Consider the following 24,276-nt stretch of genomic DNA (forward strand, 5'->3'; position numbering starts at 1 on the left):
AGGGAAATATGTCAGATCTTCAACATGCACGGGCTATTCTGGGAGACCTGATTGCTTTCCCCAGTATCTCTGCCGAGAGCAATCTTGATATCATCACTTATTGCGCCCGCCATCTGGAAGCGGCAGGCGCAAGGGTAGAGATCCTGCGCGATCCGTCAGGGAAAAAGGCCAATCTCTGGGCCACGCTCGGGGCGGAGGGGGATGGCGGGCTTGTGCTTTCGGGCCATAGCGATGTCGTGCCGGTGGCCGACCAGAATTGGCGCACCAACCCTTTCGAGATGCAGGAAGAAGACGGTCGGCTTTACGGGCGGGGAGCATGTGACATGAAAGGCTTCATCGCCTGCTGCCTGACCAAAGCCGAAGAACTGGCGCGCATCGCCGGTCAACACCCCATCCATTTCGCGTTCACCCATGATGAAGAGGTCGGCTGCCTTGGTGCGCGCGCACTGACCGACACGCTTGCCCAACGCAACCTCCGCCCCCGTCTCTGCATCATCGGCGAGCCGACCGAGATGCAGGTGATCGAGGGCAATAAGGGCTGTTGCGAATATAGCGTGACCTTTTCGGGGCTGGAGGGCCACAGCTCGGCCCCCGAACGCGGCGTGAATGCGGTGGAATATGCGGCGCGCTATATTGCCCGCCTGTTGGAGCTGCGCCAGCATCTGGTGACCCGCGCCCCTGCGCAGTCACGTTTCGACCCGCCTTGGACCACTTTGAACGTGGGACGGCTGCAAGGGGGTGTGGCCCATAATGTAATTGCCAATCATGCGGTTCTGGACTGGGAATTCCGCCCCATTACCAGTGATGACATGCATTTCGTGAAATCCGAGGTCGCCAGCCATGTTGACACCCTACTGGCCGAGATGCGCCAGACCCACCCGCAGGCCAGCATCCTGACGGAAACCATAGGCGAGGTCGCGGGGCTGGAACCTATGCCGGAAAACGAGGCCCGCGATCTGGTCTTCGGGCTGACGGGGCACAACGAGGCGGCCTGTGTCCCTTTTTCGACAGAAGCCGGCCTGTTTCAGGCGCTTGGCACCGATGTGGTGATCTGCGGCCCCGGGTCAATCGCGCAAGCGCATAAGCCTGACGAATTTGTCAGCCTTGACCAGATGCAAAGCTGTCTGACCATGTTCGATCGGCTGATTTCCGACCGCTCATAGGCAGAAATCCGTTCATACGGGAATATTCACGATAATGACGGAACTTGCGGAACCTGCATGATTTTCGTGTGTTATGGCCCCAGAGACAAAGGAGTCGCACCATGACAAAACGTATTTTCCCCGCCCTTATTCTTGTTGCCGTCAGCGCGCTTTCGGCCTGTTCGACGGTGCACGGCTTCGGTCAGGACGTTTCGACCGCAGGTCACGTTGTCCAGCGCGAAGCGGTAGAAGCCCAACGCTGATCCCGCATGGACGGCAGCCCCCGGTGCATTTTGCTGTAGCGGGGGCTTCCGGATCGGGGCGGCTTTCGCCCCCTTAACGTCGGGCGCCCCAAGAAACAGAGGCGTATTGACGGGTGTAGAATTCGCCCAGCAAACCGATCATCATCAGCGCCAGCCCGACATAAAGGGCATAGGGCCAGTTCGAGAAATGCGGATTGTAGTTGATGAACGTGTAGCCGCGTGCTTGGTCGATTGTGTGAAATAGCGGGTTCCAGCTGAACAGGACCAGCATCTTGTGCGGCAGGGTATTGGCCAGAAACATCTTGCCGGACGCGATCATATTGGCGCGGGAATAGACCTGCTGGATCACCCCCACAACGTCGGGGGCCCAAGGCTTGGCCGCCAGAAACACCATCCCGATCGCCACACCGGTAAACCAGCTCAGCATCACCATCCCCAAGGCACCGACCCAGTTGTAAAACGAGATCGGCGTGAATGCGGCGTGATAGACATAGAGCACCGCCACAATCGACAGCATCTGGATATAAAGTGCGCCCAGAGCAGCCGCGGTAATCGAGACGGCGGTCGTCATCGGGGCGTGTTTCATCATGGCAGAGGTCGGCCCTTCCGCCCCGAAGACCGCGCTCATGGCCTTGGCATGGGTCATGAACAGGAACACCCCGCTCATGATATATAACAGGAAATCACCGCGCACCGTACTGCCGCGACCAAGCAGCGCATACATGACATAGAAGGTGAAAACGAGGATCATCGTCTGCATCATGTTCATCAGCAGCCCCACCAGCGCATTGCCGTGGGTTTTGCGGATTTGACGCACCGTCGCATGGTAGATCAGCTCCAGAAGACTGAAGGTTGACCCGATTGTCGAATTACTTTGTTGCGCTCTGAACATAATTCCGCACTCTGCCTCGTAGGACTGAATATGTCTTGCAAAACTTGCTGTTTACTTGATGCCCTATCATAACTGTGACACCTAAACAGTACTAAGCGGCGAACGTGACGGATTGGAGACCTCATGGATTATGAAAAGCTCGTGCCAACCATTCGCAAACTGGCTCTGGAAGCCGGTGACCGAATCATGGAAATCTATGATGGTCCGGATTTCGAGATCAAATCCAAATCCGACGACAGCCCCGTAACGGCCGCTGACGAAGCGGCGGACAAGATCATCTCGGACGGGCTGCGCGCGGCGTTCCCCGATGTGGCTCTGGTGACCGAGGAACAGGCGGCAAGCCATGATCTGACAGTATCGACCTTTTTGATTGTCGATCCGCTGGATGGCACGAAAGAATTCATCAAGCGTCGCGGCGAATTCACCGTGAATATCGCCTATGTCGAAAACGGCGTACCGAAAGCGGGCGTGGTTTACGCCCCTGCGATCAAGCGCCTCTTCTACACGCTCGCCGATGGCCGCTCGGTCGAGGAAAAAGGCAGCTTCGACAAAGAGCAGCCCGGCGAGATCAGCCCGATTACGGTTTCGACCCCCGATAACCGCGCGCTGATGGTGGTGGCCTCGAAATCGCACCGCGATCAGGCGACCGACGACTATATCGGCCAGTATGGCGTGAAAGACATGACCTCGGCCGGATCGTCGCTGAAATTCTGTCTGGTCGCGACCGGCGAGGCCGATCTTTATCCCCGCCTTGGCCCGACAATGGAATGGGACACCGCCGCAGGGGATGCGGTGCTGCGTGGCGCGGGCGGCCTTATGATCAACTTCGAGGATCACAAGACCTTCGCTTATGGCAAAGACGGTTTCCGCAACCCCTTCTTCATCGCCTATGCACCGGGCGTCCTGCTGGTAAAATAATGTCGACCCTTATTGTTATTCCGGCGCGCTACGCATCGACCCGCTATCCGGCAAAACCGCTTGTGGCCCTGACCGGTGCCACAGGCGAGAAAAAGACCCTGATCCGCCGGAGCTGGGATGCGGCCATGTCGGTGCAAGGCGATCTGCGGGTTGTCGTGGCCACTGATGACGAGCGCATCAGGGCCGAGGCCGAAAGCTTCGGCGCCGAGGTGGTGATGACCTCGCCCGAGTGCCGCAATGGCACCGAGCGCTGCGCCGAGGCCCATGCCAATCTGGGCGGCGGCTTCGATTATGTGGTCAACCTTCAGGGCGACGCGCCGCTGACGCCCCCCTGGTTTATCGAGGCGCTGATTGCGGGCATCAAGGGCTGCGATCTGGATCTAGCGACGCCGGTCCTGCGTTGTGAGGGCGCGATGCTGGAGGCGCTGAAGGAAGACCGTCGCCATGACCGCGTAGGCGGCACCACGGCTGTCTTCGGGGCCTCCCATCAGGCGCTCTATTTCTCGAAAGAGGTCGTGCCCTTCACTAGCCAGACCTATGCGCCCGATGCACCGACGCCCGTTTTCCATCATGTCGGGGCCTATGCCTATCGCGCCGAAGCACTGGCACGCTATCCCGGGTGGGACATCGGACCACTCGAACAGCTCGAAGGGCTGGAGCAGCTGCGCTTCCTCGAAAACGGCCATGACATCCTCTGCGTCGAGGTCGAATCACGTGGCCGCCAGTTCTGGGAACTGAACAACCCTTCGGATGTGAGCCGTATCGAGGCCATGATGGCGGAAATGGGACTCGCCTAAAAGTTTAGAACTGCTCGGTATTTGATCGAGCAGTTCTTATAAACATTTAAAAATTAGTTAATTCGCATAAAATTTCCGCAACGTTAACTCAACCTCAGGGTTATTTTCCATTCGCCAAAGCAGCGGAGATCAGCTTAAGCTGTGAGGGACGGCTTGATTAATCCGGAAATCTCAACAAATTAAAAAATGCCGTGACACGTTGAACTAAATTGCGCGTTCGCGCGTTCTGGGAATTGATGCGACATCGCGATCTTGTTTGGAACCAAACTTCGTGTGTAACATTGATTAAACTGAAATGGATGCAACTCCGCATCCTAAACCAAAAAGGTGCTTGATGACACGTAAGGTCACTAAAGCGGTCTTTCCCGTTGCAGGTCTTGGAACCCGCTTCCTCCCCGCGACCAAATCTATTCCTAAAGAAATTCTGACGCTGGTTGACCGGCCGCTGATTCAATATGCCATCGACGAGGCACGCGCCGCAGGCATCACCGAATTCATTTTCGTGACCTCGCGCGGGAAATCCGCACTCGAGGACTATTTCGACGACGCCCCCGAACTGGACGCCTCCCTGCGTGCCAAGAACAAGACGGCGATCCTCGAAGAGCTTGAAAAAACCAATATGCCCTCGGGTGCCATTGCCTATGTCCGCCAGCGTCGCGCGCTGGGTCTGGGCCATGCGGTCTGGTGTGCGCGCCGGATGATCGGCGACGAGCCCTTCGCCGTGATCCTGACCGATGACGTGATCGCAGCCGACAAGCCCTGTCTGGCACAGATGATCGAGGCCTATAACGAAAATCCCGGGAACTATGTTGCCGCGATGGAAGTGCCCACCTCGAAGATCTCGTCCTACGGTGTGCTTGATTGCGAACAGGTCAACGGCAACACCTATAAGGTGAACGGCATGGTTGAAAAGCCGCCAGCCGAGGAAGCGCCCTCCAATCTTGCGGTCATCGGGCGTTATATCCTGACCCCCGAAATCCTGCATAACATCGATGCGGCGATCCAGTCCAATACCACCGGTGCGGGCGGCGAGTTCCAGCTGACCGATGCAATCGCGCAGGATATCGAAGCGGGCAATCCGGTTTACGGCTTCCGTTTCAACGGCCAGCGTTATGACTGCGGCTCCAAGGCAGGCTTCCTGCAAGCGACCGTGGCCTTTGGTCTGGCACGCGATGACCTCAAAGACGAATTCGCCGAATATCTGGGCGATGTCATGACGATGCGGGCTGCTGCAGAGTAAGATGACCAAACATGTTCTAGTCACAGGTGGTGCGGGCTATGTTGGCTCGCACGCTTGCAAGGCGCTCAAGCAGGCAGGGTATATCCCTGTCTGCTTTGACAATTTATCGACCGGCTGGAAAGAGGCTGTCAAATTTGGCCCTCTTGAAGTGGGAGATCTGCACGATCGCGCCCGCCTCGACGAGGTCATTGCCAAGTACCAGCCTCTTGCCATCATGCATTTCGCGGCCCTGTCCCTTGTGGGCGAGTCGATGAAAAACCCTGCAAAATATTGGGCGACCAATGTGAATTGCGCGCTGAACCTGATTCAGGCAGCCACCGATGCAGGGATCGACAAATTCGTCTTTTCCTCCACCTGTGCGACCTATGGCGATCAGGATGGTGTGGTGCTGAATGAACAGACCCCGCAATTCCCGATCAATGCCTATGGCGGCTCCAAACGCGCCATCGAGGATATGTTGCGCGATTTCGGCAATAGCCACGGGCTGCGCTCGGTGATCTTCCGCTACTTCAATGTGGCAGGGGCCGACCCCGAGGCAGAGGTGGGCGAACAACATGTGCCGGAAACCCATCTGATCCCGCTGATGCTGGATGCAATCGCCGGAAAACGTGCAGCGCTGACAGTGTTCGGCTCGGATTACGAGACCCGCGATGGCACCTGCATCCGCGATTATGTCCATGTCTCCGATCTGGTCGATGCGCATGTTCTGGGGTTGAAATGGCTGGAAGAGGGCAAACCCTCCGAGGTCTTCTGCCTTGGCACCGGCAACGGATTCTCGGTGCGGGAAGTCATCGCGCAATCGCGCAATGTCACCAATCGCGAAGTGCCCATCATCGAAGGCGACCGCCGCGAGGGGGATGCCGCCGTGCTGGTCTCGGGGTCGGTGAAAGCGAAAGACGTGCTGGGGTGGACCCCCAAACGTGCCGAGCTAGAAACCATGATTGCCGATGCATGGCGCTGGCATCAGGCGCCGGAATATGCAGAATAATTCCTGACCCAGTCAGGAGACCTGCCCGATGCAGACCCGAACGCTCTGGTCTGCATACCGGTTGCGGCAAAAACGACAAAACGCTCTTCTGCGCGCATGGATGGCGCGCAGAAGGCTTACGCCCCCGCCGCGCCCCTTTGCGGCCCCGTCCGATGCGCCTGTCCTCTTCTGTTGCCTGCGCAACGAGATGGAGCGTCTTCCCGCCTTTCTGGAACATTACCGCCGCCTCGGCCTCGGCCATTTCCTGATGGTCGATAACGGGTCGGAGGATGGCAGCACGGCCTATCTCGCGACGCAGCCGGATGTCTGGCTCTGGCAGACCGGTGCCAGCTACCGCGCCGCGCGGTTCGGCATGGACTGGATCAACGGGCTGCTTCTGGCCTATGGTCATGGCAGATGGTGCCTGACGGTCGATGCCGACGAGCTTCTGGTCTATCCCGACCACGACAGGCTTCCTTTGCCCCGGTTGACCCGCAAGCTGGATCAGGCGGGACAGGATGTCATGGCCGCGCTGATGCTGGATCTCTATCCGAAAGGGCCTTTGTCGGAGGCGCATGACCTGCACGATCTCACCGAATTCGACGCTTGGGGCTATGACTGGGAGTATCAGCCACGCTACGGCAATATCTCCATCCGTGGCGGCCCGCGCAAACGCCTGTTCTTTCGGGACCGTCCGGACCACGCCCCCCATCTGCATAAAACGCCACTGCTGCGCTGGCACTGGCGCTACGCCTATCTGAGCTCGACGCATCTGCTTCTGCCCCGCCGGTTGAATGGCGGCTTCGATGCACGGCGGAACCTGACGACCGGCGCGTTGCTGCATAGCAAGTTTCTGGCCTCGTCGATGGACCGCGCCCGCGAGGACCAGCACCGCAAGCAGCATTTCACCCATGTCGAGAACTATCACCGCTACTACGAGGCGCTGACCGAAAATCCGGCCCTTTGCGGCGCTCCCTCGCAAAGCGGCCCGACAGCGCCCCGCCTTGAAGCCTGCGGGCTGATCACCCGCGGACAGGCGCTTGCGCGGCGTTAGACGCACAGTCGCCAAGGAAATCCGTGCGACCCACCATGACTGATTTACCCGCCCGCCTATATGCCCTAGCGTGCAAGAACCCGATCAACCCGCCATGAGAAGACAGGCACTCTTGTGCACAACGAGGCCCGTTAATCCTGTTGAAAAGAAGATCGGGCAGAAAGACAAAATGCGGGCGCGAGACGGTTAGGTGAAACTGAGACAGCTTTATAAATTGCGATGGGAACGGAAAAAGTTCTTGTTCCGCGCGTTTCGCAAACGCCGCGAATTGAGCTGTCTGGCCGACAGAACCCGTGCCATCCGCACCGAGGATATTCTGGTCTTTGTCACGCTGCGCAACGAGCGTATCCGCCTGCCCTATTTCCTGCGCTATTACCGCGAGATGGGCTGCCATCATTTCATAATCGTCGATAACGGCTCGGATGACGGATCGCGCGAATATCTCGAAACCCAGCCCGATGTCTCGCTCTGGCACACAAAAGCCAGCTATAAGGGCGCGCGCTTCGGGATGGACTGGGTCAACCATCTTCTGCGCCGCTATGGCACGGGGCATTGGTGCCTGACAGTCGATCCCGATGAATTCTTCGTCTATCCTTTCTGTGACACCCGCACGCTGGATGCCCTGACCGACTGGCTGGATACCTACGACATCCCGCATTTTCCAGCCATGCTGCTGGATATGTATCCCAAGGGGCGGCTGGAAGAGCAGCCCTATGAGGAAGGCCAGAACCCGTTCGAGATTGCCTGCTGGTTCGACAGCGGAAATTACACCATCACGAAAAACCGGCTCTACCAGAATCTCTGGATTCAGGGCGGACCACGCGCGCGCAAATTCTTCGCCAGCGCGCCGGCAGAGGCCCCTTCGCTCAACAAGATCCCGCTGATCCGCTGGCAGAAAAACTATGTCTATATCAGCTCGACCCATATGGCGCTGCCGCGCGGGCTCAATACGGTCTATGATGAATGGGGCGGCGAAAAACCTTCGGGCTGCCTGCTGCATGCCAAATTCCTGTCGGTGCTGAATGCGAAGGTGACGGAAGAGATCACCCGCAAGCAGCATTATTCGGCCTCGCGCGAGTATAAGGCCTATGCCGAGGTGCTGGCGGAAGATGGCGAGCTTTGGTGCCGCTGGTCCGAAAGATATATCAACTGGCGCCAGCTTGAGATTCTGGGCCTCATGTCGAAGGGCAATTGGGCATGAGCGTCGGGTTTGTCATGATGTGCCATACCGCACTGGACCGCGCCGCCGAAGTCGCGCGCCACTGGGCCGCGCAGGACGCGCCGGTGGTGATCCATGTCGACAAACGGGTTTCGGCCTCGGCCTATGACGGTTTTGTCGCGGCTCTGGCCGACCTGCCCAATATCTCGTTTTGCAAACGTTTCGCCTGCGAATGGGGCACATGGTCTCTGGTGGCGGCAGCCCAAGCCGGGGCCGAGCAGATGCTGGACCGCCACCCCGAGGCACGCCATGTCTTTCTGGCCTCCGGCTCCTGCCTTCCGCTGCGCCCCCTCGAGGAACTGCGCGCCTATCTCGATGCCCGTCCCTGGACCGATTTCATCGAATCCGTCACCACATCGGAAGTGGGCTGGACGCAGGGCGGGCTGGACATGGAGCGTTTCACCCTGCGCTTCCCCTTCTCATGGCGCAAGCACCGGAAGCTGTTCGATGATTACGTCGCCTTCCAACGCAAGATCGGATTTCAGCGCAAGATCCCCGACGGGCTGGTGCCGCATATGGGCAGCCAGTGGTGGTGCCTGACCCGCAAGACCCTGATCGCCATCCTGAAGGACAAGGACCGCCCGCTTTACGACCGCTACTTCAAGAAGGTCTGGATACCGGATGAAAGCTATTTCCAGTCGCTGGCGCGGATCTATGCCACCTCGATCGAGAGCCGGTCGCTGACGCTGACCAAATTCGATTTTCAGGGCAAGCCGCATATCTTCTATGATGACCACTTGCAGCTTCTGCGACGCTCGGACTGCTTCGTGGCGCGCAAGATCTGGCCCAAGGCCGACAGGCTTTATGCGACGTTTCTCAAACAGCGCAAACCGGCGGCCAAGATCGCAGAGCCCAACCCCTCGAAGATCGACCGCCTGTTCACCAAAGCGGTCGAACGGCGCACGCGGGGCCGTCCGGGCCTGTATATGCAGTCCCGCTATCCCAATCGCGACCATGAGAACGGCAAGACGGCAGGCCCCTATTCGGTATTCCAGGGCTTTTCGGACCTTTACGAGAATTACGAAGGCTGGCTGTCGAAATATGTGGCGGGGCGCGTGCATGGCCATCTTTTCGACAAGGATCAGGTTGCGTTTTCGGGCCATGATCCGATGTTCAACGGCTGTCTGGGCGACAGCCCCGAGCTGCGCGACTATGCCCCCCGCGCCTTTCTGACAAACCTGATGTGGAATTCCCGTGGCGAGCGGCAGTGCTATATGTTCAGCCCGCGTGACAATCAGGCGCTGAACTGGTTCACAGCGACCGACCCGAATGCACAGATCTCGGTGATTACAGGCGCATGGGCCATTCCGCTTTATCGTTCGACAGATCCATTCGCGACGGTGCGCAAAGAGGCCGCGCGCCTGCAGAAGATCGAACTGGCCCAGCTGGAGATCCTGCGCTCGATGTATGTCAAAGCGCGCATCCGGCTTTGGAATTTGCAGGAATTTCTGGAAAACCCGATGGAGCATCTGCAGATCATCATCGACGAGATCAGCCCCCGCGCCGCACGGCGTCTGGCGGAAGCGCCGCAGATGGTCGATCTTAGCGGCTTCGGGCAGTTTTTGCAGAACCTCAAGAACCAAGGCATGCAACCCCAGCTGATGGGCGATTTCTCGACCGTCTCGACACCGGATCCCCACGCAACGCGGCGCAGACGCTCGCAATTTTTAAAGTGATCTCATGGCAAATTTTGAAAGCTTCGTTATTCTGGCTGAAATGCGCACCGGCTCGAACCTGCTGGAAGCGGCGGTCAACATGCTGCCCGACACCCATTGCCACGGCGAGGCGTTCAATCCGGTCCTGATCGGCTATCCCAACAGGACCGATCTTCTGGGGATCTCCAAAGAGGCCCGTGACGCCGATCCCAAAGAGCTATGGAAGAAAATCCGCAAGGCGCCCGGTCTGAATGGCTGCCGCTATTTTCATGAACATGACCCGCGCGTGCTGGGCCTGATGCTCAATGATCCCAAATGCGCCAAGATCGTGCTGACGCGCAATCCGGTCGAAAGCTATGTGAGCCTGAAGATCGCACGCTCTACCGGCCAATGGAAGCTGGGCGACGCCAAGCACCGCCGCGTGGCGCAGGCCGAATTTGACGCGACGGACTTCGAGGACCATCTGGAAAGCTTGCAGAATTTCCAGATCAAAATCATGAACGCGCTTCAGGTTTCCGGCCAGACCGCGTTCTATATCGATTATGAGGATGCGCAGGACATTGCGGTGCTGAACGGGCTGGCGAAATGGCTGGGCGTGGCGGATGGCCCCGAGGCGCTGCCCGACAATCTGGTTGTGCAAAACCCCGAAAGTCTGGAAGAAAAGGTGCGCAACTTCCCCCAGATGGAAGCCTCGCTGGCGCGGCTGGACCGCTTCAACCTTTCCCGCACCCCCAATTTCGAACCCCGTCGCGGGCCGAATGTGCCGGGGTTCATTGCCACCGCTGTTGACAAGGCAGGGCTTCTTTACATGCCGCTTCGTCCGGCCCCCGATGCCGAATTCCGCGACTGGTTGCAGAAACTGGGCGAGATCAGCGACGGTTTTTCGCAAAAGACCCTGCGCCAATGGAAGCGCCAGACGCCGCAGCATCGCAGTTTTACGGTGCTGCGCCATCCGGTGATGCGGGTGCATCTGGCCTTTCTGGCGCTCCTCGACTGGCCGAATTTTGCGGAAACCCGCGAGACCTTGCGCAAAGCCTACAAACTGCCCCTCCCCAAAGAGGGCCAATCGCTCGAGCAAGACGCATATCGTACGGCCCTGACAGCTTTCGCCGTCTGGCTGAAATCCAGCCTCAACAGCCAGACCAGCCTGCCTGTCCACCAGCTATGGGCCAGCCAATCCACCATGCTGCAGGCCTTTGCCAGCTTCGCCACGCCGGATCTTCTGGTGCGTGAGGACCGTCTTCAGGAGGATCTCGCCTATCTTCTGGCGACGACGGGGCTTTCCCATGAGCCCCCCCTGCCGCAGCCCGATTGCGGGCGGATCGCCTTGGGCGATGTGTATTCGGCAGAGTTGGAACAGGCGGTTCGCGACGCCTATCCCCGTGATTACATGCAATTCGGATTTACCGACTGGTCGGCTTAGGCCGCCAGCCCCTGCGTGGTGGTCAACACACCATGCAACGCAGCCGGATCAGTGTTCGAGCGCAGCTTTTTACAGGTATCTTCGTTACGCATTGTGCGCGACACCAGCGCAAGCGCCTTCAGATGGTCCACACCAGAGCTTTTGGGCGCCAGCAGACCGAATACCAGATCCACCGGCTGCCGGTCTACCGCATCGAAATCCAGCGGTTTCTCAAGGCGCATGAACACGCCCACCACGTGATCCAGCCCATGCAGGCGCGCATGGGGCAAGGCCACGCCATGCCCGACACCGGTCGGGCCCAGACTTTCACGCTCTTGCAGCGCATCAACGATGATCGCGGCATCAAGCCCGTAGGCCTGTGCCGCGATATCTGCCAGATCCTGAAACAGACGCTTTTTGCTAGCCACATTGGCAACCGCACGCACGGCGGCCGGGCGAAGCAGAGACGATAGATCCATCGGTCCTTTTTCCGCGCCCATTTCAGTGCAGGCGCTTACTTGCTGTGACGGGGGTCGATCCAGCCAATATTGCCATCTTCACGCTGATAAACAACGTTGACCCCGCCATGTTTTTCGTTGCGGAAGACCAAAAGCGGCTTATGCGCGAGTTCCATCTGCATCACCGCATCACCGACAGAGAGGGTAGGCACCCGCGTCTCCATTTCGGCAACGATGGTGGGCGCATCGCCCCCTTCGGCACCAGTCGATTCGTCTTCCTCTTCTGGAGCCAGCACATAAAGCCCTGCCGCCTCGAATTCAACTGCGGTGGTGCGTGCGGCCTGATGGTCTTTCAACCGGCGTTTATGGCGACGCAGCTGTTTGTCCATTTTCTCTTGCAAAGCGTCAAAGGCGGCATAGACCTCCGTTGCAACGCCCCGTGCCTGCGCGGTCAATCCCGTCGACAGGTGCACGGTCGCTTCACAGATATACTCATGCGCGTTTTTCGAAAACACGACGGTGGCATCAGTCGGTCGTTGCGAATATTTCTCGACCGTGCTGCCCAGCTCGGTTTTGACATGGGATTGCAGAGCTTCACCGATATCAAGCTGTTTGCCGCTAATTTGGTAACGCATGGCGTCTCCTTCCTTGATGACTGTGTCACGGTGCTCGGCACCATATTTACAGTCGGTTAAATTCTGTGAGGGGGCACACCTTTCCTGCTCGTTCCCGACATCGAGCAAAGAAAAATACGGACCGGGCAGCCGAACCAAGGGCTGCGCGAAGCATCGGGAATATGATAGCCAGATCACGCATTTGACTACATTTGGGAACGTTCCCAAGAGGAAGTCAACGGGTGATCGTCGCTGCACTGCGGCGTATGACACAACTGTGACGGGCAGACGCCATGCCCTCACTTCTGTCTGGAATAGGGGATATTATTGAAAGCGGAAATCCTGCCCCAGATAGACACGGCGGACGTTTTCATCGTTAACGACCTCCTCCGTGCTTCCGGACATCAGCACAGCGCCATCATGCAGGATGTAAGCACGATCAACGATTTCAAGCGTTTCACGCACGTTATGGTCGGTAATCAGCACCCCGATACCGCGCTCTTTCAACTGCCCGACAAGATGGCGGATATCTCCCACCGCAATCGGGTCCACGCCGGCAAAAGGTTCATCAAGCAGCAAATATTTCGGGTCCGCCGCAAGGCAGCGCGCAATTTCGCAGCGGCGGCGTTCGCCCCCCGAAAGCGCCAGGGCGGGAGAGCTGCGCAGATGCTCGATAGAGAAATCGCTCAGCAGCTCCTCCAGCCGCTCGCGACGGCGGTGACGGTCCTGCACCGCTATTTCCAGAACGGCCATAATATTTTGCTCGACCGTCAACCCGCGAAAGATCGAGGCCTCTTGCGGCAGATAACCAATCCCGAATCGCGCGCGGCGATACATTGGCAGACCGGTGACATCGCGGCCATCAATGCGCACCTGCCCCGCATCCGGCGTGATCAGCCCCGCAATATTATAAAAACACGTGGTTTTTCCCGAACCGTTCGGCCCCAGAAGCGCAACCACCTCGCCGCGGTCCAGCGTCAAAGAAACATCACGCAGAACAACCTTCTTGCGATAGCCCTTACGGAGGTTGCTGACGCTTAGCCCGTGTTCAAGCGTTTCGGCTGTGTGATCCATCACTGTCCTCCGGGTGCCAGAATGGTGCGCACACGCCCGTCCATCTGCCCTGTCCCCGTGGTCATATCGACCGTCAGCTTATTCCCGGATAGCGCATTTTTCCCTTGGGTCAGCAGGACATTTCCCGTCATCACCAGATTGCCGCTGCGCACGTCATAGACCGCGTCCTGCGATTCCGCCGCATCGGTCTGGGACACAAGCGTCACTCCTCCAGATGCGATCAACTTGTTGATCTCGCTCTGGGTTTCTCCGTATTCCACATGCAGCTCTGCGGCTTTCAGGCGCATATCGCTTTGCACGACAAGAACATTTCCGCGAAAAACGGCCTCTCCGGTGCTTTGATCGACCTGCAGGCTGTCAGAGGTAATCTCGACCGGTGCCTTGGTATCCGTCGACAGCCCCCCGAAAGCCACCTGCTGCGCGGCGCCCAGCGTCGGAAACGCCAGCCCTGCCCCCAAGATCATCACCGTCAAAAATTGCCGCATGTCACCCACCTTCATTCTTGGGGTTGGTATACCAGCTTCACGCCCTTGGTGAAGAGCAGATTATTCGGGCCACCGGGTTGGGCCTGCGACAGCTCCATCGCTCCGGCATCCAGAACGCCCATCGGCGCTTCGCCATGCACCGCCCCCGGAGAAACGATCTTGGTCCGGTCCGTCGTCATCTCGACCAGCTCGGATTGCATGCGATATCCGCTTGACGTCTGTAGCGCGACACGGTCACGCAGCTCGATCAGCCCCGCATCAGGACGCAATTCACCCGCCTTGGCGTTCAGATCCACCACAAGGCCGGAGCGCGCCTGAAGTTTCGCGACGAGCTGGGCCACCGAGCTGCCATTCGCGCCCATCGGTTGCAGAACGGCCTTGGAGGCGCGCACCGAAAGGGCAGCACCATCCTGCGTCAGCCCCGAATATTCCGGCGACACAACCTGCGGCTCCCGCGCCAGTTCTGCGATATCGACATCGGAATAGGGGATCACAGACCCCGGCTCGACCCGATGCCCGACCAGAAACACAAGCGACAAAAGCACCAGCGCCGCCAGAGGCAGTACTGTCTTGGCCCAAGCGACCAGAATGGAATGTCGGTTATCGCGGATCATATCGAAGGAGATGCCGGCTTAGTGGTGGAAGATGTCGCTTGGCTCATCCCACCCCATCAGGTCAAGACGCGCACGCGCTGGCAGAAAATCGAAACAGGCTTGGGCAAGCTCCAGACGGTCTTCGCGGATCAGGCGCGGCAGCAAACCGGCCTTGAGTCTGTGCAGATGCAACACATCGGAGGCCGCATATTCTTTCTGGGCATCCGTTAACACCGCCGCCCCCCAATCGGAGCTTTGCTGCTGTTTGGAAATATCGACACCGACAATCTCCTGCAGAAGCAGCTTGAGCCCGTGACGTTCCGTAAAGGTCCGCACCATTTTAGACGCGATTTTGGTACAGAAAACCGGCGCGGTCACCACGCCGAACGCGTTATACAGCGCCGCAATATCGAAACGGGCGAAATGGAAGAGCTTCTCGACCTCGGGATCGGCCAGAAGGGCGCAGAGGCGCGGCGCGTCTTTCTGGCCTTTCGCGATCTTCACCAGATGGGCATGCCCGTCGCCGCTGCTGAGTTGCACAAGGCACAACCGGTCGCGACGCGGATCAAGCCCCATCGTTTCGGTATCAATCGCCACCACCGGACCAAGGTCAAGCCCCTCCGGCAGATCCCCCTCGTGCAAATAGATCGTCACACGCAATCTCCTATCTTTGGACCCATATAGGCGCTTTGACAGGAGCTTGCCAACGCAGGCTTCGCACATAGTCTGTGGAAAATACCCAGCCCGCGCGCAAATCGGCAAAGAAGCGCACAGGAAGGCGAGCATCCCTTATCCGAATGCGCTGCAAAGATCAGAAGGCCGCAGCTTGGCCCCGCTCTTCTCCTGCCGCGCCAGCTCCTAGCTATCCTGACGCAAGATATCCGAAATCAGGATGCTTTTGACATCCGGCCCGACCACCGAACGGGCATTTTCCAATAGGGCGCGACGCAGTTCGGCCATCTTATCCGTCGAAGTATAAACCCCTTCGAACCCGCCATTATTGGCGTGATCAAACAGGACCTGAAGAAACGAATCTCTCAGACGCGGCTCCACGGCATAAACCCGTTCGGTGCCACCCACCGGCATCTCGATCGAGAGAGACATAATGACCATCGCGCGCACCCGGTTCGCATCCAGCAAAGGCACGACAAACTGGTTGTTCAGCTTAACAAACTCGGAGGTCGGCACACCTTCTTCCCCGCCCTCCTCACCATGACCTTCCTCGGCTGTGGCATGCGTCTCCCCTGTTGCGGCGGCAGCGGCTTCTCCTTCGACCACCTCTTCCGGAGGCGGCGGCGCAGGACGCAGGAAGAACCCTGCTCCTCCGCCAATCGCGAGGCCGAGAATCACGAAGATGACCGGAAGCAATTTACCCATCATGCCCTCCTTAGAACGGCATCACGATATCGGCGATCTGGGACCCGATCCGCGGCTGCTGCACATCCGAAATTTGTCCGCGGCCACCATAAGAAATCCGCGCGCCGGCAATCTTGTCATAGGTGATCTCGTTCTGGCGGCTGATATCTTCGGGGCGCACATAGCCGGTCACGATCAGTTCACGCACTTCGTAATTCACCCGAACTTCCTGACTGCCCTGCACACGCAGGACCCCGTTGGGAAGAACATCGATGATCGTCGCCGCCACGCGCAAGGTCAGCTGCTCGTTACGGGAGACATTCCCATCCCCTGCGAAAGACGAATTCGAATTGGTGGACACGGCGCTGGCCATACTGGCCCCCTCCGGCAGGGATTTATTGATCTGTTCGGGAATACCGAACAAGGACGGGATCCCCATAGATTGCGATTCCGTCCTGCTGCGATCGCTGGAATTGGAAAATTTCGCGCTGTCATCGATTTCGATCACAACCGTCATGATATCTCCCTTGCGGGCCGCGCGACGGTCCCCCAGCAGCGATTTGGGCGTGCCGGACCAAAGCGAGGCCTGCGCGACCGGCGAGCGGTCCTCGGGCATTTCCGGCATCGGGATCGTGTTCATGGCGAAATATTCATTGGTGTCTTCCACCGGCGTAAAGCTCGGCGTGCGCCCTACTTCGCCAAGGCGCTGGCAGCCAAGGATCGAAAGGGTCATCAGAAGGAGGCTCAGGCGACGCATGACAATCAGTCCTTGTTCACATAGGCGGTACCATCCGCCGAAATAGTGGCCGTAACAGTGGTGCGGGAGGAGACATTCATCACGCGGATGCTGTCGCCGATAGCGGCGCGCTCCAGCGCGCGCCCCTCGGTGATAATGGTCAAAGAGCCACGATTATATGCCAGTGAGACCGTCTGATTCCGTTCGACAATCGCAGGCTGGCTAAGATGTTCGGGGCGGATCGGGCGTCCGGCATAAATCGCGACACGCGTCTCAAGACCGACCGCGTCAATCGGGTCCACCAATGCACCGGGCACATCCATAGAGGCGATATCCAGATCATCCGGCGTCAGAATGGTCTGCGCGCGCAAGGTGCGCGTCGCCACAACGACTTCGGCCTGAAGGCTGGTTCCGGCAACCGCAAGCAACGCCACCAGAAGAGGGGCAAAGCTACGCATCAACGCACCTGTACCGTCGCGCTCAGAATCTGGTCCGCAGCCGATATCACCTTGGAATTCAGCTCGTAACCGCGCTGCGCCTTGATCAGTTCAGTGATCTCGCGCACCGGATCCACCGAGCTTTCCTCAAGATACCCCTGCCGCAGCGTCCCCAGCCCGTCCTGCCCCGGCTCTCCGACAACGGGCGGGCCGGACGCGCCGGTTTCCAGAAAGAGGTTCGAGCCAATAGCTTCAAGCCCTTTCTTGTTGGTGAAATTGGCCAGCGTCAGCTGCCCCATCAGTTGCGGCTGCACCTGATCGCTGAAATAGGCATAGACCTCGCCCGACGTATTGATCGCAACAGAGGTCGCATCATCGGGGATCGTAATGCCCGGCACGACCGGATAACCATCCGAGGTCACGATCTCGCCATCCGCCGAACGTTTGAGCCCGCCGTCACGGGTATAGGCCGACACACCCGAAGGCATCTCGACCTCGAGATAGCCGATCCCGTCAATGGCGACATCAAGATCACCGCCCGTGCTCACCAGAGATCCCTGTTCGAGAATCTGCGTCACGGCAGTCGGGCGCACACCCAGACCAAGCTGTACGCCGGACGGCACGACCGAGCCATCGCTGGCGCTAATCGTTCCCGGACGGGTGAGCTGTTGATAGGTGAGATCCGCAAATTCCGCACGACGTGCATTATAGCCGGTGGTCGACATATTCGCGAGGTTGTTCGAAATAACCTCGACGCGCATTTGCTGGGCGGCCATCCCGGTGGCGGCAATCTGTAGGGCACGCATAAGGCTTCTCCTTACTTCGTCAGCGTCGAAATGACGTTGCGGATGCGTTCGTCTTCTCGATCAAGGAATTTCTGTCCCATCTCGTAGGCCCGCTGCACTTCGATCATGCGCGCGACCTCTGTGATTGGGTCTACATTCGATTCCTCAACAAATCCTTGCAGGACCTGAGGAAATTCCTGCACCTGTGCGCCCCCTTCCGCATAAAAGAGCGTCCCGCCCGAATGCACCATGCCATTCGGGTCAGCAGGGTCGTAAACTCCAAGCTGCGCAATAGGTTGGCCGTCAACAGACATCGTGCCGTCCTGCGCCACCGAAAGCTGCCCTTCAGCGGGAATAAAGATCGGCCCTCCCCCCGAATCCAGCACGGGATAGCCGTCTTGGTTCTGCAAAATCCCCTCAGCGGAGGGCACGAAATTTCCGGCGCGGGTCAAAGCGTCGCCCTGCGGGGTCTGCACCATGAAATAGCCATCGCCCTGAATGGCGAAATCGAAGTTGTTTCCGGTGGATGTCAGGCCACCCTGCAGCGTCGAGATCTCGCGGCCATTGCCAAGCGCCATCGACAAAGACGGCTCGTCATTGCCCAACGCCTCGACATGTTCGGCAAAAATCACCCCTTCCTTGCGGAAACCGGTGGTAGAGGTGTTGGCGATATTATTCGCCACCACCTGCATTTCCTTCATCAGACCCGATTGACGGGTCAACGTTGCATAAATCGCATTATCCATAAGTTAGCTCCCGGCAATCATGGGGATGATGCCCGAGGTGAAAAAATCGACCAATCGTTCCGACATAAAAGACATGGACACCCAGAAAACGATGAGCATCGCACCGACTTTGGGCACAAAAGTCAGGGTCATCTCCTGCACCGATGTCAGCGCCTGAAACAGACCGATGGACACCCCGGCAATCAGGGCGACAGCCAGCATCGGAGCCGAAATCATCACCGCGACCCAAAGAGCCTCGCGCAACGTATCGAAGAAGATGACATCATTCATGGGTTACACCGGCATCCGCAGGATTTCCTGATAGGCCTCGACGACCTTATTGCGCAGCGTCACGGCTGCCTCGACCGCCAGTTCGGTCTGCGACAGGGCCTGCACCAATGTGTGGGGATCGGCATCGCCGGTCATTGCGGCCTTCGCGGTTTCCTCGCCATTCTTGACGGTATCCACGAAATCGCTGGCCAGAGCTGCAAACGGATTTTCGGTCGCCTCGGTGGCATTGCCCCCCGATCCCTCAAGTCCAAGTTGTGCAGCGGAACGGCCTTGGGCATAGCCCTGTGCGGCCAAGGAAGTTTTCACGTCCATTCTAGACTTCTCCTAGGTTAACGGCGCAGAATATCGAGCAGAGCCGAGGACATTTGCCGCGTCTGATCAAACATCTTGATATTCGCCTCGTAGCTGCGCTGCGCTTCACGCGCGTCAGCAATTTCCACCACCAGATCGACATTCGAGCCGTCATAGTAGCCATTCGCATCGGCCAGCGGGCTGCCCGGATCATAAATTTGCTTCAGATCCGAGCGATCCAGATCGACCTTGCCAAGCTCGACCTTGCCCGTAACTCCCTCCTCTTCCATCACCTGTTTGAACTTCGTCAGCTTGCGGTGATAGCCGGGGGTATCCGCATTCGCGATATTCTCGGACACATAGCGCAGACGCTGTGCCTGCGCCTTCATGCCCGATGCCGCGAGAGAAAAAGAATCGCCAAAGTCAGTCATAATCAGCTCCGTGCAACGCTTGTTCTCAGAATGTTCAAAGTTGATTTGTATATGGTTAACGCGAGATCATGCTGGCGCTTGGTCTCCACCGCTTTCACCATCTCGTCTTCCAGCGAAACCGTGTTGCCATTAGGGGAGGCCGTGCCGGGATCACTGCGGGTGGTCACCTCCGAGGTCACCAGATTATCCGCACCGATATGGCCCGCCCGCGTTGCCTTCATCGGCATCGCAACCTCTTCCTGATAGGCTTCGGCAAAAGGCGTCACATCCTGCGCCTTGTAACCGGGGGTATCCGCATTCGCCATGTTGCGCGAGACTGCGGATTGGCGCTGAGCGGCGTGGCGTGCCATCGACTCAGCCATATTCATCACATCGATTTTTTCGAACACCGAGGCTTCTCCTCTGAGATTTCAACCAAGGCTTAAGAGTGATTCATTAAAAAACATTTAGAAAACGAATGGAGGCCAGAATGGCTTATGCAGATTTGGACCTGTTGCGGGCATCAATTTCAGACTTTGGCGCAGTGCATACAGTAGGCAGAATCAGCCGTGTCGGTCAGGGGGTGATCGAGGCAACAGGCCTTTCGCGCGTCGCAACCCTCGGAGATCGCGCGGAAATCCTCTGCCAGTCAGGGTTGAAAATTGGCGCCGAAGTGCTGTCGCTTGAAAAAGATCATGTCAAATTGCTGGCCGACGGGGCCGCGGACGGGCTGGCCATCGATGACCGGGTAGATTTGCTGGGCCAGACCGGAATCTGTCCCGACAGCTCTTGGATCGGGCGAATCATCGATCCGTTCGGCAATCCGCTGGACAGCCAGCCCCTGATGCGCGGCCCGATCGAACGCAACATACGGTCCCGCCCGCCGGCGGCCGCCCAACGCCGTCGTCTGGGCGCGCGGCTGGAGACCGGTCTTGCGGTATTCAACACCCTTCTCCCCCTTGTCAAAGGCCAGCGTATCGGCCTCTTTGCAGGGTCTGGCGTGGGTAAATCCTCGCTTCTGGCCAATTTTGCCAAGGGGGTCGAAGCCGATGTCGCGGTGATCGCCTTGATCGGTGAACGTGGCCGCGAGCTGCGCGAATTCGTTGAAAAGGTTCTTGGACCGGAAGGTATGGCACGCTCGATCATTATCGCTGCGACCTCCGACCAATCGCCACTGGTCCGGCGGCGCTGTGCGCTGGCGGCGATGACCGTCGCAGAACATTTCCGCGACCAAGGCAAGCATGTGCTGTTTCTGGCCGATAGCATCACCCGATTTGCCGAAGCCCATCGCGAGGTTGCCCTTGCCGGTGGCGAGGCCGCGACCCTACGCGGCTTTCCGCCCTCGACATCCCAACAGATCATGGGGCTGGCCGAGCGCTCCGGCCCGGGGCCGGAGGGGGCGGGCGATATTACCGCCGTCTTCTCGGTGCTGGTCCCCGGCTCTGATATGGAAGAACCGGTGGCGGATATCCTGCGCGGGACGCTGGACGGGCACGTTGTCATGGACCGCAAGATTGCCGAACGCGGCCGGTTCCCCGCCATCGATCTTCTCCGCTCGGTCTCGCGCTCCCTGCCGGATGCCGCGACAGCGCAGGAAAATGAACTGATCAAACAGGCACGACGGTTGCTTGGTGCCTATGACAAAGCCGAGATGATGATTCAGGCAGGGCTTTATGCCGCAGGCTCCGATCCTGTCGTGGATAAGGCCATCAAGGTCTGGCCGGCATTGGATGGTTTTATCGCCGAAGCCGAAACCAAAAACACTCAAGCCAGCTTCGAGCGGCTCAAGGCAGCACTGGCCAAGGCCTGACACCGTGCAGCATTAAGGAATAAAGGGGCCAAACGGCCCCTTATTCTTCTTCCTCATCCTCGTCATCATCTTCGTCGTCACGGGCATGGCGCAGCTCTGCCTCCTGCAACTCCGCCAGCTTGAACTCGGCGGTCAGACGATAGCGGCCATTTTCCTGCGAGGATTGCAAATCCCCGTTGAGCTGCTGCACGAAGGCCTGTGCAAGCTGCGATCCCAGCCCCGAGCTGGTATCCGGCGAGGCCGGCGGCGCATTTTCGTCCACGGAATTTTCCAGCGCCAGACAGGCATAGCCCTTCCGTGTCTTCCGCAGGGAAATCTGCAGATCGGGGCGCGACCCGTCCACCGTGCCCGCATATTTCATCGCATTGGTCATGGCTTCTGTCAGCAAGAGCGACAACGGCACGGCCTGATCGGGGGTCAGCCGGATCTCATCCACATGACAACCGATATCGATCCTGCGTTCCGGCCCTGTTGCCAGCGCGGAAATCTGGCGCACGATATCGGGAAGAAGCTCGTTGGCCGTGATATCGGTCAAGCCCGATGTCTGATACAACCCGCGGTGGATGGTTGCCAGACTGATCACGCGCTCCTGCAGCCCTTTCATCAGGTCTTTCGCCTCGGGCGAGCGGGCCTTGCGGATCTGCATCGAAATGATGGAGGCGATCAGCTGGAGGTTATTCTTCACACGGTGGTGGACCTCGCGCAGTAGCACCTCCTGATGGTGGATCATATCCTCCAGCTCGGCCTCGTCATGCAGGATGGTTTCTGTCATCTTTTCGTAAGACAGGGCCAGATCCTGAATTTCCTTCGGCGCACCGGCATAGTTCAGGTTCCCAACACGACGCGACCCCGAGGCAAAACCACGCAACGCACGCGACAGCCGCTTGATATGGCCGATCACCAGCTTTTGCATCGCGAAATACGCCACAAGCAGGCTGGCAAGCCACATCAGACCCGGCACCAGAATCGGAGACACATCGGCGATCGGGTTCATCGAGATCGAGGCTTTTGCAGGCCAGCTTCCCATTGCATAAAGCTGCCCCGGAAGAAGCTCCAGAACCGAATAGACCCGTTCCTGCCCCGAATTCGCCCGCGCGGTAAAGGTGACAGCATTGGTTCCCGCCAGCGCCTTCAGCGCGCGATGGGCGGGCAGATAGTCTTTGGTCAGGGCGAGATCGCCCGACGAGGTGAGCACCGCGCCACTGGTATCGAATGTCAGGATCATCAACGAATTATCGACATCATATCCCAATGTGTCGTTCTCGTGATCACGGTGCAGCAATGAAGAATGCGGCAGGCTCAAGCTGACGAAGCCAAGCTTGTGCCCATCCTTGTCATAGACCGGATGGGTCGCGCCGATCACCGCCGTGCCGGAGACCGGCCCATGCGGATTGAGAATGAAATTCGGCGTGTCCAGTGGTAGAAGCTTCTGGAAATACTTGTTGTTCGAAAAATCATAGGACACGCTGCGGGACGAGCATTCCATCTGCCCGTCCTTATCCACGAAAGCAGCCAGAGAAAGCGCAGGATCGGCTTCCACGACTTTGCGCATCTGCGCGCTACAAGCATCCATATCCCCCAGCAAGGGCGGTAGGGTATAGGCCAGAAAACGCGCTTCGGCCTGCGCCTGCTGCAAAAGCCGCGTCTCGCCCGTGACCGCCTGCAGGGTTTCGCCCATAAGCGCGGCTTCCGACCGCGCCCGTGCCTCTTGCAGCAGCGAATTCGACTGGATGGCCGAGATCAGCAGCAGTGGGAACAGGGCCACTGCCAGAAAGATCGCCAGACGCACACCGAGACGGTCGATGAACGACCCCGTCGATCCTTCTTTCCTTATCATGCAGCGGCAGTCCCCGATTTACTCATTACAGCCAGCGAAGTCGCATCCATACCGGAGAGGATATCCTCGCCCTCCTCCAGCTTCAGCATCTCCGCCAGTCGTGCACGCGCACGATTGGCACGGCTCTTCACCGTTCCGACCGCGACCCCCATGGTCTCGGCTGCCTCTTCATAAGAGAAACCGGATGCCCCAACAAGAATAAGAACTTCGCGATGTTCGGGGGTCAGCTTGTCAAAAGCCACCATGAAGTCATTCATCGCCAGACGCCCGTCATGGGCGGGCCGTTCACACAGAGCTGCGGCGTGAACGCCATCAGGGTCGGCCACCTCGCGCTTGCGTTTGCGGCGATCCGAATAGAACGTGTTCCGCAGGATCGTAAACAGCCAGGCGCGCATATTCGTGCCAACCTGAAATTTCTCGATATTCGACCACGCCTTGACGATCGTATCCTGCACCAGATCATCCGCGGTCGCGGAATTGCGCGTCAAAGACATCGCAAAGGCACGCAGGGCCGGGAGATGTTCGGGCAGTTCGTCGCGAGGATCTTCGACCTTGTTCGTGTCAGAGGAGGGCGATGTCATTTGTCGCCCTCCTTTGCACGTAGTTGTGCCAGCAAATCTTTGAAGCGATCGGGAACATCTTCATTCAGGGCCTGCTCGTAAGCCTTCTTGAGGTTCCTGTTGATCTGTTCCTTTATGCTGGCTCGCGACTTGTCGTCAGCCATTTCGTTGGTCATACCTATGGTTCCGATCACAGCTATTTTGCATGGAACCAAACGCAGGACAATGGAGTTGGTTCCTTGGAAAACGAAAATTTGGGAGTTTT

The 24,276-nt window shown here is 58.5% G+C and carries 30 protein-coding genes; 11 read left to right on the forward strand and 19 right to left on the reverse strand.

What is annotated here, in order from left to right; all coding sequences use genetic code 11:
• Positions 1–8 precede the first annotated feature (8 nt).
• Both argE and WDB86_RS08285 read left to right on the forward strand, forming a co-directional pair.
• On the forward strand, positions 9–1,163 hold the full coding sequence (gene argE / locus WDB86_RS08280) for an acetylornithine deacetylase (RefSeq protein WP_406735667.1): 1,155 nt from the start codon (positions 9–11) through the stop codon (positions 1,161–1,163).
• Positions 1,164–1,264: 101 nt separating this feature from the next.
• Positions 1,265–1,405 carry an entericidin A/B family lipoprotein gene (locus WDB86_RS08285; RefSeq protein ID WP_339108947.1) on the forward strand — a complete coding sequence of 47 codons (141 nt, stop codon included), beginning with the start codon at positions 1,265–1,267 and terminating at the stop codon, positions 1,403–1,405.
• 73 nt (positions 1,406–1,478) lie between these two features.
• Here WDB86_RS08285 and WDB86_RS08290 read toward each other — a convergent pair whose 3' ends face one another.
• Entirely contained in the window at positions 1,479–2,297 is an 819-nt protein-coding gene (locus tag WDB86_RS08290; RefSeq protein ID WP_339108946.1) for an ABC transporter permease, read from the reverse strand.
• A 123-nt stretch (positions 2,298–2,420) separates the two neighbouring features.
• On the opposite strand from WDB86_RS08290, the gene cysQ reads away from it, so the two are divergent.
• From cysQ to WDB86_RS08330, 8 genes are all read left to right on the forward strand, one after another.
• Complete coding sequence (cysQ, locus tag WDB86_RS08295; RefSeq protein ID WP_406735668.1) at positions 2,421–3,215, forward strand: 3'(2'),5'-bisphosphate nucleotidase CysQ; 795 nt, start codon at positions 2,421–2,423, stop codon at positions 3,213–3,215.
• Positions 3,215–4,012 carry a manno-octulosonate cytidylyltransferase gene (locus WDB86_RS08300; RefSeq protein ID WP_406735669.1) on the forward strand — a complete coding sequence of 266 codons (798 nt, stop codon included), beginning with the start codon at positions 3,215–3,217 and terminating at the stop codon, positions 4,010–4,012. Before cysQ ends, WDB86_RS08300 begins: the two co-directional genes overlap by 1 nt.
• Positions 4,013–4,346: 334 nt before the next feature.
• On the forward strand, positions 4,347–5,252 hold the full coding sequence (gene galU, locus WDB86_RS08305) for a UTP--glucose-1-phosphate uridylyltransferase GalU (RefSeq protein ID WP_339108943.1): 906 nt from the start codon (positions 4,347–4,349) through the stop codon (positions 5,250–5,252).
• 1 nt (position 5,253) lies between these two features.
• Positions 5,254–6,240 carry a UDP-glucose 4-epimerase GalE gene (gene galE, locus WDB86_RS08310; RefSeq protein WP_406720231.1) on the forward strand — a complete coding sequence of 329 codons (987 nt, stop codon included), beginning with the start codon at positions 5,254–5,256 and terminating at the stop codon, positions 6,238–6,240.
• 187 nt (positions 6,241–6,427) lie between these two features.
• A complete protein-coding gene (locus WDB86_RS08315) occupies positions 6,428–7,273 on the forward strand; it encodes a glycosyltransferase family 2 protein (protein WP_406735670.1) in 846 nt (281 codons plus the stop codon).
• 190 nt (positions 7,274–7,463) lie between these two features.
• Positions 7,464–8,474, forward strand: a complete 1,011-nt coding sequence (locus WDB86_RS08320) for a glycosyltransferase family 2 protein (RefSeq protein ID WP_406735671.1) — start codon at positions 7,464–7,466, stop codon at positions 8,472–8,474.
• On the forward strand, positions 8,471–10,168 hold the full coding sequence (locus tag WDB86_RS08325; RefSeq protein WP_406720228.1) for a beta-1,6-N-acetylglucosaminyltransferase: 1,698 nt from the start codon (positions 8,471–8,473) through the stop codon (positions 10,166–10,168). The genes WDB86_RS08320 and WDB86_RS08325 overlap by 4 nt, the downstream gene beginning before the upstream one ends.
• Positions 10,169–10,172: 4 nt before the next feature.
• Positions 10,173–11,570: a nodulation protein NodH gene (locus tag WDB86_RS08330; protein WP_339108938.1), complete on the forward strand. Its 1,398-nt coding sequence runs from the start codon at positions 10,173–10,175 to the stop codon at positions 11,568–11,570.
• Here WDB86_RS08330 and WDB86_RS08335 read toward each other — a convergent pair.
• The 15 genes from WDB86_RS08335 to WDB86_RS08405 form a co-directional block, all read right to left on the reverse strand.
• Positions 11,567–12,028: a PTS sugar transporter subunit IIA gene (locus WDB86_RS08335; RefSeq protein ID WP_406720226.1), complete on the reverse strand. Its 462-nt coding sequence runs from the start codon at positions 12,026–12,028 to the stop codon at positions 11,567–11,569. The genes WDB86_RS08330 and WDB86_RS08335 overlap by 4 nt on opposite strands.
• Before the next feature lie 35 nt (positions 12,029–12,063).
• Entirely contained in the window at positions 12,064–12,642 is a 579-nt protein-coding gene (gene hpf / locus WDB86_RS08340; RefSeq protein WP_339108936.1) for a ribosome hibernation-promoting factor, HPF/YfiA family, read from the reverse strand.
• Positions 12,643–12,945: 303 nt separating this feature from the next.
• Entirely contained in the window at positions 12,946–13,695 is a 750-nt protein-coding gene (lptB, locus tag WDB86_RS08345) for an LPS export ABC transporter ATP-binding protein (RefSeq protein WP_406720225.1), read from the reverse strand.
• Complete coding sequence (gene lptA, locus WDB86_RS08350; RefSeq protein WP_339108934.1) at positions 13,695–14,180, reverse strand: lipopolysaccharide transport periplasmic protein LptA; 486 nt, start codon at positions 14,178–14,180, stop codon at positions 13,695–13,697. The genes lptB and lptA overlap by 1 nt, the downstream gene beginning before the upstream one ends.
• Positions 14,181–14,191: 11 nt before the next feature.
• On the reverse strand, positions 14,192–14,794 hold the full coding sequence (locus WDB86_RS08355) for a hypothetical protein (RefSeq protein ID WP_339108933.1): 603 nt from the start codon (positions 14,792–14,794) through the stop codon (positions 14,192–14,194).
• Between the two features lie 18 nt (positions 14,795–14,812).
• On the reverse strand, positions 14,813–15,427 hold the full coding sequence (locus tag WDB86_RS08360) for a ribonuclease D (RefSeq protein WP_339108932.1): 615 nt from the start codon (positions 15,425–15,427) through the stop codon (positions 14,813–14,815).
• Between the two features lie 204 nt (positions 15,428–15,631).
• Positions 15,632–16,153, reverse strand: coding sequence for a flagellar basal body-associated FliL family protein (locus WDB86_RS08365; RefSeq protein ID WP_406735672.1), 522 nt, complete (start codon positions 16,151–16,153; stop codon positions 15,632–15,634).
• Positions 16,154–16,160: 7 nt separating this feature from the next.
• Positions 16,161–16,886, reverse strand: a complete 726-nt coding sequence (gene flgH, locus WDB86_RS08370) for a flagellar basal body L-ring protein FlgH (protein ID WP_339108930.1) — start codon at positions 16,884–16,886, stop codon at positions 16,161–16,163.
• A gap of 5 nt (positions 16,887–16,891) precedes the next feature.
• Positions 16,892–17,323 (reverse strand): flagellar basal body P-ring formation chaperone FlgA, encoded by a 432-nt coding sequence (flgA, locus tag WDB86_RS08375; protein WP_339108929.1) that lies wholly within the window; start codon positions 17,321–17,323, stop codon positions 16,892–16,894.
• Positions 17,323–18,108 carry a flagellar basal-body rod protein FlgG gene (flgG, locus tag WDB86_RS08380; protein ID WP_339108928.1) on the reverse strand — a complete coding sequence of 262 codons (786 nt, stop codon included), beginning with the start codon at positions 18,106–18,108 and terminating at the stop codon, positions 17,323–17,325. Before flgG ends, flgA begins: the two co-directional genes overlap by 1 nt.
• Positions 18,109–18,119: 11 nt before the next feature.
• Positions 18,120–18,833: a flagellar hook-basal body complex protein gene (locus WDB86_RS08385; protein WP_339108927.1), complete on the reverse strand. Its 714-nt coding sequence runs from the start codon at positions 18,831–18,833 to the stop codon at positions 18,120–18,122.
• Between the two features lie 3 nt (positions 18,834–18,836).
• Positions 18,837–19,103 (reverse strand): flagellar biosynthetic protein FliQ, encoded by a 267-nt coding sequence (locus WDB86_RS08390; RefSeq protein ID WP_339108926.1) that lies wholly within the window; start codon positions 19,101–19,103, stop codon positions 18,837–18,839.
• Between the two features lie 3 nt (positions 19,104–19,106).
• Positions 19,107–19,415, reverse strand: a complete 309-nt coding sequence (fliE, locus tag WDB86_RS08395; RefSeq protein WP_339108925.1) for a flagellar hook-basal body complex protein FliE — start codon at positions 19,413–19,415, stop codon at positions 19,107–19,109.
• Between the two features lie 17 nt (positions 19,416–19,432).
• Positions 19,433–19,825 (reverse strand): flagellar basal body rod protein FlgC, encoded by a 393-nt coding sequence (flgC, locus tag WDB86_RS08400; RefSeq protein ID WP_339108924.1) that lies wholly within the window; start codon positions 19,823–19,825, stop codon positions 19,433–19,435.
• A gap of 2 nt (positions 19,826–19,827) precedes the next feature.
• Entirely contained in the window at positions 19,828–20,214 is a 387-nt protein-coding gene (locus WDB86_RS08405; RefSeq protein ID WP_406735673.1) for a FlgB family protein, read from the reverse strand.
• 80 nt (positions 20,215–20,294) lie between these two features.
• On the opposite strand from WDB86_RS08405, the gene WDB86_RS08410 reads away from it, so the two are divergent.
• Positions 20,295–21,614 (forward strand): FliI/YscN family ATPase, encoded by a 1,320-nt coding sequence (locus WDB86_RS08410; protein WP_406735674.1) that lies wholly within the window; start codon positions 20,295–20,297, stop codon positions 21,612–21,614.
• Between the two features lie 40 nt (positions 21,615–21,654).
• Here the strand turns inward: WDB86_RS08410 and WDB86_RS08415 are convergent, their stop codons facing one another.
• Genes WDB86_RS08415 through WDB86_RS08425 form a run of 3 tightly spaced genes read right to left on the reverse strand, consistent with a single transcriptional unit; the run spans position 21,655 to position 24,187 of the window.
• Positions 21,655–23,451 carry a sensor histidine kinase gene (locus WDB86_RS08415; RefSeq protein ID WP_406735675.1) on the reverse strand — a complete coding sequence of 599 codons (1,797 nt, stop codon included), beginning with the start codon at positions 23,449–23,451 and terminating at the stop codon, positions 21,655–21,657.
• A complete protein-coding gene (locus WDB86_RS08420) occupies positions 23,448–24,032 on the reverse strand; it encodes an RNA polymerase sigma factor (protein WP_339108920.1) in 585 nt (194 codons plus the stop codon). Before WDB86_RS08420 ends, WDB86_RS08415 begins: the two co-directional genes overlap by 4 nt.
• Positions 24,029–24,187, reverse strand: a complete 159-nt coding sequence (locus WDB86_RS08425) for a NepR family anti-sigma factor (RefSeq protein WP_339108919.1) — start codon at positions 24,185–24,187, stop codon at positions 24,029–24,031. Before WDB86_RS08425 ends, WDB86_RS08420 begins: the two co-directional genes overlap by 4 nt.
• Positions 24,188–24,276 lie beyond the last annotated feature (89 nt).

Source organism: Thioclava sp. GXIMD4215 (assembly GCF_045291555.1).
Classification (GTDB): domain Bacteria; phylum Pseudomonadota; class Alphaproteobacteria; order Rhodobacterales; family Rhodobacteraceae; genus Thioclava; species Thioclava litoralis.

Excerpts from the sequence above, each read along its gene's own strand:
- lptA (WP_339108934.1), bottom strand. The coding sequence starts at position 14,180 with ATGCGGCAATTTTTGACGGTGATGATCTTGGGGGCAGGGCTGGCGTTT.
- WDB86_RS08325 (WP_406720228.1), top strand. The coding sequence starts at position 8,471 with ATGAGCGTCGGGTTTGTCATGATGTGCCATACCGCACTGGACCGCGCC.
- fliE (WP_339108925.1), bottom strand. The coding sequence starts at position 19,415 with ATGGACGTGAAAACTTCCTTGGCCGCACAGGGCTATGCCCAAGGCCGT.
- WDB86_RS08385 (WP_339108927.1), bottom strand. The coding sequence starts at position 18,833 with ATGGATAATGCGATTTATGCAACGTTGACCCGTCAATCGGGTCTGATG.
- cysQ (WP_406735668.1), top strand. The coding sequence starts at position 2,421 with ATGGATTATGAAAAGCTCGTGCCAACCATTCGCAAACTGGCTCTGGAA.
- WDB86_RS08420 (WP_339108920.1), bottom strand. The coding sequence starts at position 24,032 with ATGACATCGCCCTCCTCTGACACGAACAAGGTCGAAGATCCTCGCGAC.
- flgA (WP_339108929.1), bottom strand. The coding sequence starts at position 17,323 with ATGCGTAGCTTTGCCCCTCTTCTGGTGGCGTTGCTTGCGGTTGCCGGA.
- flgG (WP_339108928.1), bottom strand. The coding sequence starts at position 18,108 with ATGCGTGCCCTACAGATTGCCGCCACCGGGATGGCCGCCCAGCAAATG.
- WDB86_RS08330 (WP_339108938.1), top strand. The coding sequence starts at position 10,173 with ATGGCAAATTTTGAAAGCTTCGTTATTCTGGCTGAAATGCGCACCGGC.
- flgH (WP_339108930.1), bottom strand. The coding sequence starts at position 16,886 with ATGCGTCGCCTGAGCCTCCTTCTGATGACCCTTTCGATCCTTGGCTGC.
- WDB86_RS08285 (WP_339108947.1), top strand. The coding sequence starts at position 1,265 with ATGACAAAACGTATTTTCCCCGCCCTTATTCTTGTTGCCGTCAGCGCG.
- WDB86_RS08355 (WP_339108933.1), bottom strand. The coding sequence starts at position 14,794 with ATGATCCGCGATAACCGACATTCCATTCTGGTCGCTTGGGCCAAGACA.
- WDB86_RS08290 (WP_339108946.1), bottom strand. The coding sequence starts at position 2,297 with ATGTTCAGAGCGCAACAAAGTAATTCGACAATCGGGTCAACCTTCAGT.
- WDB86_RS08365 (WP_406735672.1), bottom strand. The coding sequence starts at position 16,153 with ATGATGGGTAAATTGCTTCCGGTCATCTTCGTGATTCTCGGCCTCGCG.
- hpf (WP_339108936.1), bottom strand. The coding sequence starts at position 12,642 with ATGCGTTACCAAATTAGCGGCAAACAGCTTGATATCGGTGAAGCTCTG.
- argE (WP_406735667.1), top strand. The coding sequence starts at position 9 with ATGTCAGATCTTCAACATGCACGGGCTATTCTGGGAGACCTGATTGCT.
- WDB86_RS08410 (WP_406735674.1), top strand. The coding sequence starts at position 20,295 with ATGGCTTATGCAGATTTGGACCTGTTGCGGGCATCAATTTCAGACTTT.
- galU (WP_339108943.1), top strand. The coding sequence starts at position 4,347 with ATGACACGTAAGGTCACTAAAGCGGTCTTTCCCGTTGCAGGTCTTGGA.
- WDB86_RS08335 (WP_406720226.1), bottom strand. The coding sequence starts at position 12,028 with ATGGATCTATCGTCTCTGCTTCGCCCGGCCGCCGTGCGTGCGGTTGCC.
- lptB (WP_406720225.1), bottom strand. The coding sequence starts at position 13,695 with ATGGATCACACAGCCGAAACGCTTGAACACGGGCTAAGCGTCAGCAAC.
- WDB86_RS08390 (WP_339108926.1), bottom strand. The coding sequence starts at position 19,103 with ATGAATGATGTCATCTTCTTCGATACGTTGCGCGAGGCTCTTTGGGTC.
- WDB86_RS08315 (WP_406735670.1), top strand. The coding sequence starts at position 6,428 with ATGGAGCGTCTTCCCGCCTTTCTGGAACATTACCGCCGCCTCGGCCTC.
- galE (WP_406720231.1), top strand. The coding sequence starts at position 5,254 with ATGACCAAACATGTTCTAGTCACAGGTGGTGCGGGCTATGTTGGCTCG.
- WDB86_RS08425 (WP_339108919.1), bottom strand. The coding sequence starts at position 24,187 with ATGACCAACGAAATGGCTGACGACAAGTCGCGAGCCAGCATAAAGGAA.
- flgC (WP_339108924.1), bottom strand. The coding sequence starts at position 19,825 with ATGACTGACTTTGGCGATTCTTTTTCTCTCGCGGCATCGGGCATGAAG.
- WDB86_RS08415 (WP_406735675.1), bottom strand. The coding sequence starts at position 23,451 with ATGATAAGGAAAGAAGGATCGACGGGGTCGTTCATCGACCGTCTCGGT.
- WDB86_RS08300 (WP_406735669.1), top strand. The coding sequence starts at position 3,215 with ATGTCGACCCTTATTGTTATTCCGGCGCGCTACGCATCGACCCGCTAT.